Source organism: Prochlorococcus marinus XMU1406, from assembly GCF_017696055.1.
GTDB lineage: Bacteria > Cyanobacteriota > Cyanobacteriia > PCC-6307 > Cyanobiaceae > Prochlorococcus_A > Prochlorococcus_A marinus_W.
The window spans coordinates 538,975-555,595 of record NZ_JAAORG010000001.1 but is presented as its reverse complement, the minus strand read 5'-3'; the positions used below and the strand labels follow the sequence as shown (position 1 = coordinate 555,595).

The 16,621-nt window shown below is 32.6% G+C and carries 15 protein-coding genes; 7 read left to right on the top strand and 8 right to left on the bottom strand.

All coding sequences use genetic code 11. From position 1 onward, the window contains the following. Window positions 1-2: 2 nt before the first annotated feature. From HA149_RS03150 to HA149_RS03130, 5 genes are read right to left on the bottom strand one after another with little or no spacing between them, the layout of a single operon-like run. Window positions 3-1,175, bottom strand: coding sequence for a DUF4336 domain-containing protein (locus tag HA149_RS03150; RefSeq protein ID WP_209112941.1), 1,173 nt, complete (start codon window positions 1,173-1,175; stop codon window positions 3-5). After that, a complete protein-coding gene (locus HA149_RS03145; protein WP_209112939.1) occupies window positions 1,172-2,044 on the bottom strand; it encodes a metal ABC transporter permease in 873 nt (290 codons plus the stop codon). Before HA149_RS03145 ends, HA149_RS03150 begins: the two co-directional genes overlap by 4 nt. 12 nt (window positions 2,045-2,056) lie before the next feature. Next, entirely contained in the window at window positions 2,057-2,821 is a 765-nt protein-coding gene (locus HA149_RS03140; protein WP_209112937.1) for a metal ABC transporter ATP-binding protein, read from the bottom strand. A 3-nt stretch (window positions 2,822-2,824) separates the two neighbouring features. Continuing rightward, window positions 2,825-3,724, bottom strand: a complete 900-nt coding sequence (locus HA149_RS03135; protein ID WP_209112935.1) for a metal ABC transporter substrate-binding protein — start codon at window positions 3,722-3,724, stop codon at window positions 2,825-2,827. 22 nt (window positions 3,725-3,746) lie between these two features. Continuing rightward, window positions 3,747-5,081 (bottom strand): YcjF family protein, encoded by a 1,335-nt coding sequence (locus HA149_RS03130; RefSeq protein ID WP_209112933.1) that lies wholly within the window; start codon window positions 5,079-5,081, stop codon window positions 3,747-3,749. Window positions 5,082-5,246: 165 nt separating this feature from the next. Here HA149_RS03130 and HA149_RS03125 point away from each other — a divergent pair, with 165 nt between their 5' ends. The 7 genes from HA149_RS03125 (at window position 5,247) to HA149_RS03095 (ending at window position 14,316) form a co-directional block, all read left to right on the top strand. Beyond that, entirely contained in the window at window positions 5,247-5,669 is a 423-nt protein-coding gene (locus HA149_RS03125) for a hypothetical protein (RefSeq protein ID WP_209112931.1), read from the top strand. Then, a complete protein-coding gene (gene trpS / locus HA149_RS03120) occupies window positions 5,659-6,675 on the top strand; it encodes a tryptophan--tRNA ligase (RefSeq protein WP_209112929.1) in 1,017 nt (338 codons plus the stop codon). The genes HA149_RS03125 and trpS overlap by 11 nt, the downstream gene beginning before the upstream one ends. Window positions 6,676-6,678: 3 nt before the next feature. Continuing rightward, window positions 6,679-8,595: a threonine--tRNA ligase gene (gene thrS / locus HA149_RS03115; protein WP_209112927.1), complete on the top strand. Its 1,917-nt coding sequence runs from the start codon at window positions 6,679-6,681 to the stop codon at window positions 8,593-8,595. Window positions 8,596-8,605: 10 nt separating this feature from the next. Beyond that, on the top strand, window positions 8,606-9,643 hold the full coding sequence (locus HA149_RS03110; RefSeq protein ID WP_209112925.1) for a glucokinase: 1,038 nt from the start codon (window positions 8,606-8,608) through the stop codon (window positions 9,641-9,643). Between the two features lie 3 nt (window positions 9,644-9,646). Further along, window positions 9,647-10,594, top strand: coding sequence for a homoserine kinase (gene thrB / locus HA149_RS03105; protein WP_209112923.1), 948 nt, complete (start codon window positions 9,647-9,649; stop codon window positions 10,592-10,594). Between the two features lie 79 nt (window positions 10,595-10,673). Then, window positions 10,674-12,215, top strand: coding sequence for an NAD(P)H-quinone oxidoreductase subunit 4 (locus tag HA149_RS03100; protein WP_209112921.1), 1,542 nt, complete (start codon window positions 10,674-10,676; stop codon window positions 12,213-12,215). Window positions 12,216-12,228: 13 nt separating this feature from the next. After that, a complete protein-coding gene (locus HA149_RS03095) occupies window positions 12,229-14,316 on the top strand; it encodes a M3 family metallopeptidase (RefSeq protein ID WP_209112918.1) in 2,088 nt (695 codons plus the stop codon). Here HA149_RS03095 and HA149_RS03090 read toward each other — a convergent pair. Genes HA149_RS03090 through HA149_RS03080 form a run of 3 tightly spaced genes read right to left on the bottom strand, consistent with a single transcriptional unit; the run spans window position 14,309 to window position 16,591 of the window. Next, window positions 14,309-14,902 (bottom strand): esterase/lipase family protein, encoded by a 594-nt coding sequence (locus tag HA149_RS03090; protein WP_209112916.1) that lies wholly within the window; start codon window positions 14,900-14,902, stop codon window positions 14,309-14,311. The two genes, HA149_RS03095 and HA149_RS03090, sit on opposite strands and share 8 nt — an antisense overlap. 4 nt (window positions 14,903-14,906) lie before the next feature. Beyond that, a complete protein-coding gene (locus tag HA149_RS03085; RefSeq protein WP_209112914.1) occupies window positions 14,907-15,269 on the bottom strand; it encodes a dihydroneopterin aldolase in 363 nt (120 codons plus the stop codon). An 11-nt stretch (window positions 15,270-15,280) separates the two neighbouring features. Next, on the bottom strand, window positions 15,281-16,591 hold the full coding sequence (locus HA149_RS03080; RefSeq protein WP_209112912.1) for a glutamate-5-semialdehyde dehydrogenase: 1,311 nt from the start codon (window positions 16,589-16,591) through the stop codon (window positions 15,281-15,283). Between the last annotated feature and the right edge of the window lie 30 nt (window positions 16,592-16,621).

Genomic DNA, 16,621 nt, shown 5'->3' with positions numbered 1-16,621 from the left:
TTTTAAAAATTTACTTCTTCAGGAATTATTCCTAGTTCAAACAACTTTTTATATAAACCCATCAAAAATTTATTATCCTCAGGAAGTTTGTCCCACTTTTGTGAATTAATTTCATTAATTAATTTTTGACAATCTTCTATTGTAAATTTTATAGGCGCCGTAAAATGAGCTGGAATTAAATATTCCATATCTTCAAAAGATTTGATATTTTCTAACCATTTAAGTAAAACTTCTTTTGAACGCGGAAAAATTAATTTTTGTAGAACTGGTGCAATTTGAATCTTAGGATTATCTTTACCCATTAATTCATCAAGAGAGGATTCCCAATCTTCGTCCCATAAAAAGGGATAAATACCGAAATGAGATCTCCAATTTCTAAGATCTTTTTTGAAAGCATACTTAAATATTTTTTTTAAGGGTGGAATATTTAATCTACCTGGTTTCAAAAAAGATGAAAATAAGACTAACCTTTTCCATCCTTTTTTTCTTTGTTCGATGGAGTCAATCAAAGGTTCATCTCCTCTCTCTCTAGAATGAAAAAGAAGTGGAGTTGGATCAAAATTAAATATCTCAGGTGGTGTGGAGTCTATTCCAACTATTGCATCTGTTACATGAAGAGTTTTTGTAGGATAATGGAAACAACTAATCTCCTGATATCTTCCAAGTCCTAAATTCAGTGGGCCTAATGAAGACCATTTAAAGAAGTTTGTATGTGGAGTACCTTCCTCAAACAGTATTCTTGATCTTTTTGATGGAATTCCTAAAAAATCTAGTGGTAGATTTATGGGGAAACTCCATTGTCCAGGACAAAGCCAAATTTCTGCATCTTTAAAAACTCTTGAAAGAGCTGGCAGTCCGATTTTATGTTCTAGTCCAGAGGCACTCGGTAGAATAATTGTTTTTACGTTGCCGTGAATCGCAATTAATTTTTCTAACTCATTTATTAATTCTTTTGTCGGAGGCAGTGGATTTATTAGCATCAATCCATTATCAACCTTTATTACCGTCATTCTTATTGGAACCGCAACATAATAAAGTCCCTGTATTTGTTCCAAGGACCATATTTGATCAGGAATTAATTCTCTTAAAATTGTTTTCTTTTTTCCATAAGGATATAAGGGGAATAATGGCCACCAATTCCACTTTTTATTTAAAGTTTCTTCCAGCACTATCATTTGTAGCCAGCAAATAATTTCTTTAACTTAAATATTCCATATCTTGGAGCGAATAAAAAAGCAAATAAAAATATAAAAGTTTGTGCCAAGACAATTGATCCTCCTGTTTCAAGATCAAACCAAAAACTTACATAGATTCCTATTAGGCTTGAGATAATTGCACTTAATACTGAAATTACTGTCATATTATCAAACTTATCCGTAAGTAAATATGCTGTAGCCCCTGGTGTAATCAACATTGCAACTACCAAAATAATTCCAACAGACTGCAAGCCCACAACAGCTGCTAAAGATAAGCATGTAAGGAGTAAATAATGAAGAAAAAATACGTTAATCCCAACTGTTTTTGCATGCCTAGGATCAAAACAATAAAGCATTAAATCTTTTCTAAAAATTGATAAGAGGATTACTACCAATAAAGAAATGAGTATGGTTTGTTTTACATCTGAAAGTGATATTCCTAATGGACTACCAAAAAGAATAGAGTGCAGATCAATATTACTTTTAATCTTAGAAACCAATACTATTCCAAGAGCGAAAAATCCAGTAAATACCAACCCAATAACAGTATCTTCCTTAACTCTAGATTTCTGCTTAATAAACCCTATCAATGCTACAGAACCAACTCCGAAAATAAATGCCCCTAATGAGAAAGGAAGACCTAATCCATAAGCAACCACAACCCCAGGCATTACTGAATGAGATACTGCATCTCCCATTAAAGCCCATCCTTTAAGAGTTAAATAACTTGATAGGAAACCACAAACAGCTGCAACCAATGAACTCATAAGAAGTGCTTTTCTCATAAAGTCATGAGTTAAAGGATCTGTTATGAATGAATCTAAAGTTAAAAAAGAACAGAGCTCCATATAATATAAAATTTAGGATTCAGGTCCAAACAAGAAATCAGGTGATATCCCTCCAAAAGTGGTTGTAATATTTTCAGGGGTAAACACTTCAGAGGTCTCACCATAAGCTACAACAGTTTTATTTATTAAAAGAACCAAATCACAAAATTCACGGACATGAATCATATCGTGGGTTGATAATAATATAGTTTTCCCCTCATTTTTAAATTGAATAAATAATTCCGAGATAAGTTTCTCAGTTCTTATATCAACACCTGAAAAAGGCTCATCAAGAAGTAAAATTGACGCTCTTTGCGCAATTGCTCTAGCTAAAAAAGTTCGTTTTCTCTGACCTCCAGATAAGTTTCCAATAGGTGTAGATAAATGATCAGTAAGATCAACTCTCTCAATAGCATCTTTAACCGCATGAACATCAGACTCTCTTGGACACCTAAAAATATTCATCGAACCATATCTTCCCATCATCACTACATCCCAAACACTTATTGGAAATTGACTATCAATTCCCTCATTTTGAGGGACATAAGCAATTGTCTGATCTTTTTGTGCAGATCTTACAGACTCTCCATTTATTCTAATTTTTCCCTTTGAAATATTTACAAAGCCAGTTAAAGCATTAAAAAAAGTTGTTTTACCAGCACCGTTCATCCCTACTAATCCACAAATCTGGCCAGGTTTCAATCTTAAATTGGCATCATACAAAGCCACCTTACCGTTGTAATCTACGCAAATATTCTCTGCATCAATCCTAAAGTTTTGATAATTGATTGATTCCATAATTCAAAAAAGCCCTTTTTTAATTAAATCCAGATTATGCTCAAGCATTTTTATATAGGAACTGGCAGGCCCACTATCATCAGATAATGAATCAACAAAAAGATTTCCTCCAAAATTAGCCCCAGTTTCGTTTGCAACAACCATTTGTGATTCGTTACTTACAGTACTTTCACAAAATACAGATGGGACATTTTTTTCTTTAACTAGTGAAATTGTTCTTGTCATTCTTTTGGGAGTAATTTGACTCTCAGCATTAACTGGCCACAAATAAACTTCATCTAATCCATAATCATTTGTTAAATATGAAAAAGCACCTTCACAACTTACTAGATACCTCCTGTCTTTATTTAAGTTATTAATAAAAAGTGAAAATTCTTTATCTATTTTAGAGAGTTTATCTTTATAAATTTTTGCATTTCTCTCAAACAATGCCCTTTTGGATGGCCTCAATTCTGATAAAGAATCCACGAGAATATCTACGTATAGGATCCCTCTTTTTGGAGAAATCCAGGCATGAGGATTTGGTTTCCCTTTATAAAAATCTTCACTGATAAAAATAGGATCTAAATCATCCGCGACAGTAATTCTTTTAACTTTTAAATTAGAAACAAATTTTTCAGCCCATAATTCAAATCCAAATCCATTATCAATAAAAACAAAAGCACTAGAGGCATTTACCAAATCGCTTGGAGTTGGTTGGTAGCCATGAACTTCAACTCCAGGTTTCGTTATTGATCTAACAATAAAATCATCTTTAGCAACATTGCTAATTATGTCCGCTAAAACAGTGAAACTTGCCAGAATTACTTCTTTACTTTCATTTTTATTTGATATTCTCTTGCATGAGCCTGAAGCAATAGAAAGCAGAAGTAACAAACTTAAAAAAAGAATATTTTTTCTCATACTTTAATATTTATTATTGAGATTAAGAACCAAAAGATAGTTTCATAAGTGGTTTTCTAATATCAGAAATAAATCCTTTCCAATTTATTTTTTCTTTTTCAAAAGCTTTTTCAACAATTTTCTCAGAATTTTTCTTTATAAAATCCAAATCAGGTTCTTCTACTCCTTTTGTTATTGCCATAAAATCAGCCAAAGAACTGGATACTACTCTTGTTAAGTAAGCAGCACTAACAGCCTGAAATGTTCCAGAGACAAGCCAATTTGGGCCATGTAATTTTGTTATGCCAATTAAAGTCTGTCCACTCCATTCAATAACTCCCTGAGCGATTGCAGTCTTTAAAATCTCTTTAGATACCTTATCTAAAATTTCAGGAGACCAATTACATCCCCATATAGACTTAATTTCCTTAATCATTAAAGAATTTAGTACTGTCATTGCCATAACATCAATTGAGGGTATAGGGGATAAGAAAACAGTTGACGCTACAAGAATTTGATTTTTTCTTTGTATCCCTTTTAACTGGATTCTTCTTATACCTTCAATTTCAGTTTGCCAGGCAACATGAAGTTCTTTCAAGAGCCTTTTTTTTGTATTTTCAATATTTTTGGATGAACTTATGAAAAACCTCCTTAAAGAAAAAGGTATATTTGTTATTTCATTCTTATTCACATCAAAAGTAATAATTTTATTTATAAAATCATGTGAAATTTGGGACTTTAGGTCTTCAATCTGATTTTTGGCGTCTATATCGTTGGAAGTTAAAGCCACCAACCAGATTGGCATATTTTTAGGAAACTTTTCCAACCACAAAAAATCATTTGCCGACAAAGGCAAGTTTATAAAATACAAGATTGCATCACTATTCAAAGCTTCTTCTGGAATAATTTCAGAAGAATTATATTTAGGCAGTTTTTCGAATAAATCAAAGTCAAACTTATCTGATTTAAAATAACTTTTTAAAACAGACTGACAACTTTGATAATGTTTTGGTCCAATACAACTTATTTTTTCTTTTTCACACCTATTAAGAATAGATTCAAGTATTTTTTGTCTTTTTGAATTCTGTTTCTCTAATTCATTTGTTGCTTCAAGTTCTTCAAAAAAATTTAAATCTTCATTACATAGATTTATCCAACCATCTAAACTATTTGGCTCATTAAATTTAGGCTTATCAGTCTTCAAGTAAAAATATCCCCCCAAACACAACGCAAAAAATCCTATTGAGCCTCCTGCAAAATGAATTAAGTCACTGACAAACCATTCTCCAAAACCTAGTAATAATAAAATAATAAGAAGATTTTTTTTTGGAAACTTTATGAAATCCTTTAAAAGGTTGTCTTTACTAATATCAAACACAATGCTTTAATTCTCTAATTTTATTTTAATGCAAGTTGTGAATGAGAAAAGCAAAATTACATAAGTCGTTAATCAATAGATAAAAATTTAAGGCATTTAAAAAGACTTATTGCATAACAAGATGCTAAGTTAATAAACTATTTAAATAACCTAAGAAACATCAAGATGTCTAATTCAAATTTCAGCAATAATCCTGGGCAAGAAAATTACAGAGGTCGTTCTAATAATGAAAGATCTAATTTCAGAGATAGACCAGGGGGCAGGAGAGATGGAGGAGGATTTCGCATAAGATTAAGTGATAACGAAATGAAAGCTGTTAAATCAATACAGGAGACCTTTCAATTAAGTTCTACCGTTGCAGTTTTAGGTTTCTCTGTTAGAACTCTTAGCGAAATGATCAAAGACGAGAAATTGATTGAATCAATCAAAGAATATGCAAAAAACAATAAAAACTCCTCTCCGAATAGACAATCACAAAATCCTTATGAAGAAAAGACAAAAACAGCTCCTGACCCCTTTGCAAGACCAGTAAAAAGTACATCAACTGAAGAGATCCAATCTAGCGAAGTAGAAGAGGATGGCAAATAAAAAAAGAATTCTTTCGGGAGTGCAACCAACTGGTGATTTACATATTGGGAATTGGCTTGGGGCCATAAATAATTGGGTTACGCTTCAAGAGCAATATGAAACATTTCTATGTGTAGTTGATTTGCACGCAATCACAGCTTCATATAATCCTAAAGAATTATCTCAGAATACTATCTCTACTGCTGCTTTGTACGTCGCTTGTGGAATAGATCCCAATATATGCTCAATTTTTGTCCAAAGTCAGATTTCTGCACATTCAGAACTTTGTTGGATATTAAATTGCATGACCCCAATGAATTGGATGGAAAGAATGATTCAATTCAAAGAAAAATCCATACAACAGGGAAATAATGTATCCATTGGATTATTTGACTATCCGATCCTAATGGCTGCAGACATTCTTCTATATGACGCTGACTTTGTACCAGTAGGTGAGGATCAAAAACAACATCTTGAACTTGCCAGAGATATTGCACAACAGAGAATTAATGCCAGATTTAGTAAGGATAAAAATATTTTAAAAATCCCTCAACCAATAATCATGAAGAACGGATCAAAAATAATGAGTTTAATTGATGGTTCAAAAAAGATGAGCAAAAGTGATCCTAATGAGGGCAGTCGTATTAACTTATTAGATGCTCCTGAAATAATTACGAAAAAAATAAAAAGAGCAAAAAGTGATAGTTCTATTGGAATTGAATTTAACAACCCTGAGAGACCAGAATCTAAAAATCTTTTGATGATTTATTCAATATTATCAGGAAAAGAAATTTCTCAATGTGAAAATGATTTCTCGGAGACTGGATGGGGGACATTTAAAAAATTAATTACAGAACAACTTATTGAATCACTTGAACCTATTCAAAAAAAATATAAATTATTAATTAATGATCCCTATCAATTAAATAAAATCCTTGATAAAGGGAAGGAAAAAGCTGAAGATCTAGCAAATCAAACTTTAAAAAGAGTTAAATCAAAATTGGGATTTTTTGAAATGGAGAAATAAATTATGCCAGTAATTACCTTACCTGATGGTTCAAAAAAGGTTTTCGAAAAATCTGTAACTATTCTAGAAATTGCCCAGAGTATAGGCGCTGGCTTAGCTAAAGCAACAATTGCTGGGAAAGTAAATGATGTTCTTCTTGATGCAACTATTCCTATAAATGAAGATTCCGAAGTTGTAATCATTACATCAAAAGATAAAGAAGGAATTGAAATAATAAGACATTCCTTTGCTCACCTTATTGGTCATGCAGTTAAACAAATTTATTCTGATATTAAAATGGCGATTGGGCCTGTAATTGAAGATGGATTTTATTACGATATTTTTTCTGAATATAGATTTACTCCTGAAGATTTAATAAAAATCGAAAATAGAATTAATAAATTAATAAAAACAAACTATGACGTTGAAATTTTACAAGTTTCTAAAGAAGAGGCAACTAAAGCTTTTAAAGAAAGAGATGAGACTTTTAAATTACGAATAATTGAAGAAATTCCTGAAAAAGGTCTCATCAATTTATACAAACACGAAGAATATATAGATATGTGCAGAGGGCCTCACGTGCCCAATACTAGACATTTGAGACACTTTAAATTACTTAAATTATCAGGTTCATACTGGAGAGGGAATAGTGAGAATGAATCATTACAGAGAATATATGGAACTGCATGGGCAAAAGAAAAAGAACTCAATGACTACTTAACAAGAATTGAAGAAGCGGAAAAAAGGGATCATAGAAAACTTGGTAAAAAACATTCACTATTTCATATACAAGAAGAATCTCCAGGAATGATTTTTTGGCATCCAAATGGATGGACAATCTACCAAGTACTGGAAAAGTACATAAGAGAAATACTCAAAAAAAATGATTATTTAGAAATTAAAACCCCACAAGCTGTTGATAAATCTCTTTGGGAAAAATCCGGTCATTGGGAAAAGTTTAGAGACGATATGTTCACTACTGCATCAGAAAATCGAACTTATGCAATTAAACCAATGAATTGTCCATGCCATATTCAAGTATTTAATCAAGGTTTAAAAAGTTATAAGGATTTACCTATTCGTCTTGCTGAATTTGGTTCTTGTCACAGAAATGAGCCCTCTGGTGCACTACACGGCTTAATGAGAGTAAGAAACTTTACTCAAGATGATGCGCACATATTCTGCACAGAAGAGCAAATTCAAGAAGAAGTATCAACTTTTATAGATCTTGTTTTCGAGGTTTATAAAACTTTTGGTTTTGATGAAATTATTATCAAATTATCAACCCGTCCTGAAAAAAGGGTAGGTAGTGAAGAGATTTGGGATAAATCAGAGGAGGCTCTTACCAAAGCTCTCGATAATAAGAACCTAAAATGGGAACTGCAACCAGGCGAGGGGGCTTTTTATGGTCCCAAAATAGAATTCTCCTTAAAAGATTGTCTTAATAGAGTTTGGCAATGCGGTACTATTCAGGTTGATTTCTCAATGCCTATTAGATTGGATGCAACTTATGTAGATATTGATAATGAGAAAAGAAATCCAGTTATGCTTCATAGAGCAATTTTAGGATCATTTGAGAGATTTATCGGAATCTTAATTGAACAATATGAGGCAAAATTCCCAATTTGGCTTGCGCCTAATCAAATAATTTTATTGAGCATTACTGATAGAAATATTCAAAAGTGTTTAAAGTTTAATGAATTAATAAATAATAATGGTTACCGATCAAAAGTTGATGTTAGGAATGAAAAAATAGGATATAAAATAAGAGAGGCAACTCTCGGGAGAGTTCCTTTAATTGCAGTTATTGGAGATAAAGAAGAGGAAATTGATTCAGTCGCATTAAGAGCTTTGGATGGAACAAATTTAGGAATTTTTGACCTACCTAATCTATACAAATTAATGGATGAATTAATAGAAAAAAAAGGGAGAACAGAATAATTTTTAATAGATGAATTTTCTGGCTTGTGATTTAGGAGGGACCAAGGTTCTACTGGGAATATTCGAAAGAGTAATAAACGATAATTCGCCTAAATTGTTATTCAAGAAGAAATATATATCTTCTGATTGGGATTCTTTTGAACTGATCCTAGAAGATTTTCTCAAAAATGAATGCAAAAATTTTGCTCATCCTTCTTCTGCATGTTTCGCTGTAGCTGGTCCTTTATCTAATAACAACGCAAAAATCATGAACTTGTCATGGAATATTTCAGGAAATAAATTAAAAAATAAATTTAAATTTGAACAATGCGAGCTAATAAATGATTTTGCAGTACAAATTTATGGAATTCCTTTCTTAAAAAAAAATCAATATTCAACTATTCAGAATGGATCACAATCTGAAGGTACTAACAATGATTTGCATGCCATTGTTGGATCCGGTACTGGTTTGGGCATTGCAAGAGGTCTTATATCAGGAAATAAAGTAAAAGTTTTAGCCAGCGAAGGGGGGCACGTTGAATACTCTCCAAAGTCAGAATTAGAGTGGGACTTAAAGACTTGGCTCAAAAATTCTTTAAAGATTGAGAGGATATCTTGTGAAAGGATTATTAGCGGCAATGGTTTATCAAGAATTGCTGAATGGAGACTTAGCAAATCTGATGCCAAAAACCATCCTCTACAAAAATTTTTTAGAGAAATTAAAATTTCTGATAGTTTGAGAAAAGAGCTGCCCCAAAAAATTTGCAACCTTTCTAAAGAAGGGGATCAGCTAATGATTGAAGTTGAAAGGATTTGGTTAGGCGCTTATGCCTCTTTATTGGGCGATATTGCTATTCAAGAATTGTGTTTTGGTGGGTTATGGATTTCCGGAGGAACTGCACCAAAACATTTCAAAAACTTTAAATCGGATTTATTTATGAAACAATTTTTTGATAAAGGAAGATTAAAAGATATTCTTAGAACTATACCTCTGAAAGTAATTTTAGATGAAGAGTTTGGACTTTTTAGTGCAGCCTGCAGAGCAAAAATGCTTTTAAAAACTAAGTAAAAAATGTATATTCCTGAAGTAGGTAAAAAAATAAAAGTAACAGTCCCTTCCACAACTGCCAATTTAGGTCCTGGTTTTGACTGCCTTGGAGCAGCATTAGATTTATATAATGAGTTTATTTTTACAAGAATAGAAGGTGGTGGAGATAGATTTGATTTAATAATGGAGAGTGCAGATGGTAATCATTTAAGAGGAGGACCTGAAAATTTAGTTTTTAGAGCGGCTCAGAAAGTATGGGAGAACGCCAATATGGACCCTTTTGCACTTGAAGCAAGAGTTAAGTTGGCAGTGCCGCCTGCACGCGGTCTTGGAAGTAGTGCTACAGCAATAGTTGCTGGACTAATCGGAGCAAATGCAATAATGAACTCGCCATTGTCTAAAGAAAAACTCCTTGAACTTGCCATTGATATAGAAGGTCATCCTGATAATGTAGTTCCCTCCCTCCTAGGCGGGCTCTGTTTGACTGCCAGGTCGTCTTCTCAAAGATGGAGAATCATTAGATGTGATTGGCACGATTCCATTAAAGCTGTTGTTGCAATACCTGCTATTCGTCTAAGCACAAGTGAAGCAAGAAAAGTTATGCCCAAAAATGTACTAATATCCGACGCAGTAACAAATATGGGGGCACTTACTTTGTTACTAAATGGCTTAAAAGCAGGAAATGAAGAATTAATAAAAGAGGGAATGTTTGATAAATTACATGAACCCTACAGATGGAAACTTATCAAAGGCGGACTAGAAGTCAAAGATGCCGCACTAGATGCAGGTGCTCTAGGATGCGCAATTAGTGGCGCTGGACCAAGTATCCTAGCTTTGTGTAAAAAAGAAAATGGTAAAATCGTTAGTCAAGCCATGGTAAAAGCATGGGAGAAGGTAGGTGTAGCTAGCAGAGCACCATTCTTAAATGTTCAAACAAAAGGAAGTCAATTTAGCAATATCTCTGGTAAGTAGTTTTACTTAGACATTTTTAATGTTATAGTCTCAAGCTAGTACAACTTCAACTAGAATAAAAAAATTATTCATTCCATAAATGAATCTAGAATCTTTTCCTTGGCTATCATCTATTGTTTTTCTGCCTCTAGTTGGGGCATTAATAATGCCTTTCTTAAGTTCAAAGGAAGGAGAAGATAATACACTCCCTAGAAATATCTCATTAAGTTTTTTATTTATAGATTTCATACTAATAATCGGCGTACTTTTCCAAAAATTTAATACTACAGATAGCTCTTTGCAACTTATAGAAAGAGCGTCATGGTTACCTTCAATAGGCTTAGAGTGGTCTTTAGGAGTTGATGGGTTATCTGCTCCATTAGTGGCTTTGAGCGGGTTAATTACATTTTTATCAGCTGCCGCAAGTTGGAAAATTAAGAAAAAATCTAATTTATATTTTGCTCTTTTATTAGTCCAAGCATCAGCACAGGCACTAGTTTTCCTTTCTCAGGATTTCCTATTATTTTTCTTGGCCTGGGAACTTGAATTAGTTCCGGTATATCTTCTTATTGCAATTTGGGGAGGAAAAAAGAAATTATATGCAGCTACTAAATTTATTCTTTATACAGCTTTAGCTTCTTTATTAATCCTCATAAGTGGGTTAGCACTTGCCTTGAGTGGCGATACCTTTACTTTAAATATCACCGATTTAACTAATAAACACGTGTCAGGTAGCCTAGCATTGTTATCTTACCTGGGATTTCTAATTGGTTTTGGAGTAAAACTTCCAATCTTTCCATTACATACTTGGTTACCTGATGCACATGGAGAGGCTAATGCGCCAGTTTCAATGTTACTCGCTGGAATACTTTTAAAAATGGGAGGCTACGCTCTCCTAAGATTCAATGTTCAAATACTACCTGAAGTACATCTACAAATTGCACCTGCACTAATTATTCTTGGAATTATTAATATAATTTACGGAGCACTTAATGCATTTGCTCAAGATAATGTCAAAAGGAGAATTGCATGCAGCTCAGTGAGTCATATGGGTTTTGTCCTATTAGGAATTGGAGCAGTGGATGCTCTAGGGATTAGTGGAGCAATGCTCCAAATGATAAGCCACGGGCTTATCGCAGCAGCTATGTTTTTTGTTACTGGTTCATTCTATGAAAGAACAAATACTTTATCCATCCCAAATATGGGGGGTTTAGCAAAGGTCTTGCCAATAACTTTTGCTTTTTTCTTGGCGAGCTCTTTAGCCTCTCTAGCATTACCTGGGATGAGCGGTTTTATTAGTGAAATAACTGTGTTTTTAGGTATCACTAGTCAAGAAGGATTCAGCTCTCTTTTTAGATCAATCACGATTCTTATTGCAGCTATTGGTCTGGTCCTTACTCCAATATATTTACTTTCAATGTGTAGAAGAGTATTCTTTGGCCCTAGAATTCCTGCACTTGCTACTGTTAAAGAGATGAGTGGTAGAGAATTGACAATTGGTTTCAGTTTGTTGTTGCCTACTTTAGTGATAGGTTTTTGGCCAAAAATCGCCATAAATTTATACGAATCTTCAACCAATGCTCTCAGTCAGCAACTTACTTTAGCTAAATTAGTAGGATTAATTCCAACTTTTGTTAATTAAATTGCTTTGATAAATGGATACATCAATTTTTAGATATGGAGAATTACCAGAATTTAAAAAATTTACTCCCGAAAACATCAGTAACCAATTTCCAGTAGTACTAGAAAAATTAGCCGGAGATTTTAAAAACATTGAGAAAAATTTATCTAATTATTTGATTCAAAATAATTTAAATTGGGATAAGGTAATAAATCCGTTAAATGAATTCAATGAAATTCTTAGATGGAGTTGGGGAGTAATAAGTCATCTAAATGCTGTAAATAATTCTGAAAGTCTTAGAGATATTTATTCAAAATTTCTTCCCGAGATTATTAGCTTGAGTAATAAATTCGGACAAAGTAAAATAATTTACAATTCTTTAGTCAAGCTTAAAGAAACAAACAATTTTGATCAAATCAGAAACAGAATTTTAGATAAAGAAATTCTTGAGATGCAACATAGAGGAATCTCACTACAAAAAAATGATCAAGAAAATTTCAACAAAATTTCAGAAAAACTTGGAAAGCTATCAACAGATTTCAGCAACAATGTTCTAGATGCCACTAATAAATGGTTTTTGATACTAAATAAAAAATCTGAAGTTGAAGGTCTTCCTGAACGAGTACTTGAATTGATGGCAATTTCTGCACACAATCACTTAAAAAAAGACGAAGAAGTTGATATTAAAAATGGTCCTTGGAAATTAAGTCTAGATATACCAACCTACACTTCATTTATGACATATGCCAACGACCGTAACCTTAGAGAGAAACTTTATAAGGCTTTCGTTAGTAGAGCGTCTCAAGGAGAAAAAAATAATTCTCAAATCATCGAAGAGATATTATCTCTTAGAACTAAACAGGCTGATCTTCTCGGTTATAAAAGTTGGGCTGAATTAAGTTTGTCAACGAAAATGGCGAAAGAAATTAAAAATGTTGAAAACCTTTTAGAGGAATTGAGAGAACCAGCATTCAAAACCGCAAAAATTGAATTAGAAACGCTTGATAAGTTTTCTAAAGCCAATGGATTTCCAAAATCACAGAATATTGAGCCATGGGATATTAGTTATTGGTCAGAACTTCTTAGAAAGGAAAAGTTTAATTTGGATCAAGAGTCTTTGAGACCTTGGTTCCCACTAAATGATGTTTTGAAAGGTTTATTTAAATTAAGCGAAAAGCTTTTTGAAATTAAAGTGGTAGAGGCAACTGATGAGGCTCCTTTGTGGAATGATGATGTTTTGTTTTTTAATATCCTCAATAAAGAAAATAACAAAATAGCATCTTTTTACCTCGACCCATATTCTCGACCTGAATCAAAGAGAGGAGGAGCTTGGATGGATGAATGTTTGAATAAAAATAATATCGGTAAAAAGACTCTCCCTGTAGCCTATCTTGTTTGTAACCAGACTCCCCCATCAAAAGACAAACCAAGTTTGATGAGTTTTGAAGAAGTTCAGACACTGTTCCATGAATTTGGTCATGGTCTCCAACACATGCTTACTACTGTAAACCTTCCTCAAGCAGCTGGTATCAATAATGTTGAATGGGATGCAGTCGAACTTCCAAGTCAATTCATGGAAAACTGGTGTTTCCATAAAAACACACTTTTGAATATTGCTAAGCACTATAAAACAGGGGAAAAATTATCCGACGAAAATTTTGAAAAGCTCCTAAAGAATAGAACTTTTAATTGTGGTATGGCTACTCTTAGGCAACTACATTTCGCGCTAACAGACCTCAGATTACATAGTACTATTGATAACAACGAAGGTAAAACACCAGATGAAATAAGAAGAGAAATTGCAAAACAAACTACTGTTATTGAACCAATTCAAGAAGATCAATTTCTTTGTTGTTTTAGTCATATATTTGCAGGCGGATATTCTGCAGGATATTACTCATATAAATGGGCTGAAGTTCTAAGTGCTGATGCGTTTTCAATGTTCGAAGAAGCTGATCTAGAAAACTCTGAAGATTTAAAGTTAATAGGTAAGAAATTTAAAGATACAATACTTAGTCTGGGTGGAAGCTTACCTCCATTAGAAATATTTAAACTTTTCAGGGGGAGAGAGCCACAAACAGATTCATTAATAAGGCACTTGGGTCTATCTGGCGCTACATAATAATTTCATCGATTATTTTGTCAACCACAGATTTATTTCTTACAAGATTTCTATGTTTATATACTTTTACTGATATTTTTTTTCCAAAATTTAAATTTGTCCACCAGCCAGGGAAAACCATTAGATCCCAATAAGTAAAGAAATTTATACACTCGATGTCATCAAGAAAATAATCATTATTTGCGAGTCCTCTTAAAAACTTACTATTTATTTTCATTTCTGATATTCCTCTAAAAGGGTATTTAGGTATTAATTGAGCCATAAAAGTTCCTTTATGAGGCGAACCTATAGATATTAATCTTCTTGTTCTTTTATATCCACTAAATTTTTGAAGCCAGTACCTGCCAATTATTCCTCCCATAGAAAATCCCAAAATATCTATTTCTTTTTCTAAACCATATTTCTCTAAAATTAATCCGTTTAATTTATAAGTCAAATCCAGAATTGAAGTCATTCCATATGAATGCTTAAGAGTTGGGGCAAAATATTCAATACCAATATCATCAAGTTTTGAGGTAATAGAAGAAAAAATACTTGAAGTATTCCAAAGACCATGAATCAATATAATGGGATTTCTTTTTGCCAATACTTTAATTATTTTCAAGAATTCTTACTATTGAAACCTTTCCGTCGAAACCTGTGATTGGAGGATTACATTTTGTCAAAATAATTTTAATTTTAGAAAGCTTAAATTCCTGATCTATGATTTCTAAAATAGCGTTTGAATATTTTTCGATTGTGAAGCAATATATTTTCTTTGATTGAACTTTTAAAATTTGAACTAACTTTGAATAGTCAACTGTTTTTTTAATATCATCATTTAATGTACAATTTTCAAAATCAGTCCACAAAAATATATCTAAAATAAATAGTTGTCCTAATTCCCTTTCTTCATCAAGAACGCCAACCCTAGCCCAAAGTTTAATATTCTCAATTTTTAAAAAAGTTTCCATCTTTAAAAGTTTTAAAGATCTTTATGTGTATAGATAGCCTTTCCTGATGAAAAATCATCAACTATATTCCCATCGCCTTTAAGAAAATATTTATAAGTTACCAAACCTTCTAGACCTACAGGTCCCCTTGGTGGAAGAGTTTGAGTAGATATACCAACTTCAGCTCCGAATCCATATCTAAACCCATCTGCAAACCTAGTAGAGCAATTATGAAAAACACCTGCACTATCAACTACATTCATAAATTTATTGGCAGTATTTGAATTTTCAGTAATTATGCCATCTGTATGTTTTGAACTATATTTTTGAATATGTGCGATTGCATCCTCAAGATCATCAACAATTTTTATCGATAAAATTAAATCCAAATATTCAGTTTTCCAATCTTCTAGACTAGCCTCATACTTTAATCCTAATTCAACTGATCTCTCATCTCCAATTAATTTAACATCATTAGAATTAAACAAAGGGATGGCCCTTTCTAAAAAATCTGGTGCGATATCTTTATGGACTAATAAAGTTTCAATAGCATTACATGCTGCGGGATATTGAATTTTGCTGTCCAATGCGACTGATAAAGCCATCTCTATATTTGCCTCAATATCTATAAATAAATGACAAATTCCATCAGCATGGCCTAGCACAGGAATTCTTGTATTCTCCTGAATAAATTTAACTAATTCATTACTTCCTCTTGGAATTATTAAATTGATATATTTCTCAAGATTTAACATTGCCATGCTATCTTTTCTGCTTGTTAGTAAACATATTGCATTTTTATCAAAACCTGATTCATTTAAACCTTCTTGCAATGCTTTCACTATTGAAGTATTTGTTAAATTTGCTTCACTACCACCTTTTAGCATTACGCCATTACCTGATCTTATCGCTAATGAACTAATCTGCATCACGGCATCTGGCCTTGATTCAAAAATAACCCCTAAGACTCCAATTGGCACAGTTTTTCTTTCTAAGATCAATCCCTTTGAAAGCTCTCTTTTTATTTGAACTTGATTTACAGGATCGGCCAAGTCTCCAACTTTTCTTACTCCTTCAATTCCTATATTTAATTTTGCTTTTGATAACTTTAATCTAGAAAGTAAAGCCCTAGAAATACCTTTTTTTTCTGCACTCGAATAATCCGCATTATTAGCCTCTAATATTTCTTTAGAATTTTTTTCTAGATAATCAGCCATAATATTTAAGGCTTTGATTCGATTTTGATTTTCAGTCTGACTTATCTTTATTGATGCCAAACGAACTTTATCAGCTTTTTCTAGAAGATCATTACCTGGTTGAGGAACTTCAAAGATATTAGCCATAATATTTTTTAGTTAATTTAATAATAATTC

Coding starts and splice junctions, on each gene's coding strand:
- HA149_RS03150 (WP_209112941.1), bottom strand. CDS start 1,175: ATGATAGTGCTGGAAGAAACTTTAAATAAAAAGTGGAATTGGTGGCCA.
- HA149_RS03145 (WP_209112939.1), bottom strand. CDS start 2,044: ATGGAGCTCTGTTCTTTTTTAACTTTAGATTCATTCATAACAGATCCT.
- HA149_RS03140 (WP_209112937.1), bottom strand. CDS start 2,821: ATGGAATCAATCAATTATCAAAACTTTAGGATTGATGCAGAGAATATT.
- HA149_RS03135 (WP_209112935.1), bottom strand. CDS start 3,724: ATGAGAAAAAATATTCTTTTTTTAAGTTTGTTACTTCTGCTTTCTATT.
- HA149_RS03125 (WP_209112931.1), top strand. CDS start 5,247: ATGTCTAATTCAAATTTCAGCAATAATCCTGGGCAAGAAAATTACAGA.
- trpS (WP_209112929.1), top strand. CDS start 5,659: ATGGCAAATAAAAAAAGAATTCTTTCGGGAGTGCAACCAACTGGTGAT.
- thrS (WP_209112927.1), top strand. CDS start 6,679: ATGCCAGTAATTACCTTACCTGATGGTTCAAAAAAGGTTTTCGAAAAA.
- HA149_RS03110 (WP_209112925.1), top strand. CDS start 8,606: ATGAATTTTCTGGCTTGTGATTTAGGAGGGACCAAGGTTCTACTGGGA.
- thrB (WP_209112923.1), top strand. CDS start 9,647: ATGTATATTCCTGAAGTAGGTAAAAAAATAAAAGTAACAGTCCCTTCC.
- HA149_RS03100 (WP_209112921.1), top strand. CDS start 10,674: ATGAATCTAGAATCTTTTCCTTGGCTATCATCTATTGTTTTTCTGCCT.
- HA149_RS03095 (WP_209112918.1), top strand. CDS start 12,229: ATGGATACATCAATTTTTAGATATGGAGAATTACCAGAATTTAAAAAA.
- HA149_RS03085 (WP_209112914.1), bottom strand. CDS start 15,269: ATGGAAACTTTTTTAAAAATTGAGAATATTAAACTTTGGGCTAGGGTT.
- HA149_RS03080 (WP_209112912.1), bottom strand. CDS start 16,591: ATGGCTAATATCTTTGAAGTTCCTCAACCAGGTAATGATCTTCTAGAA.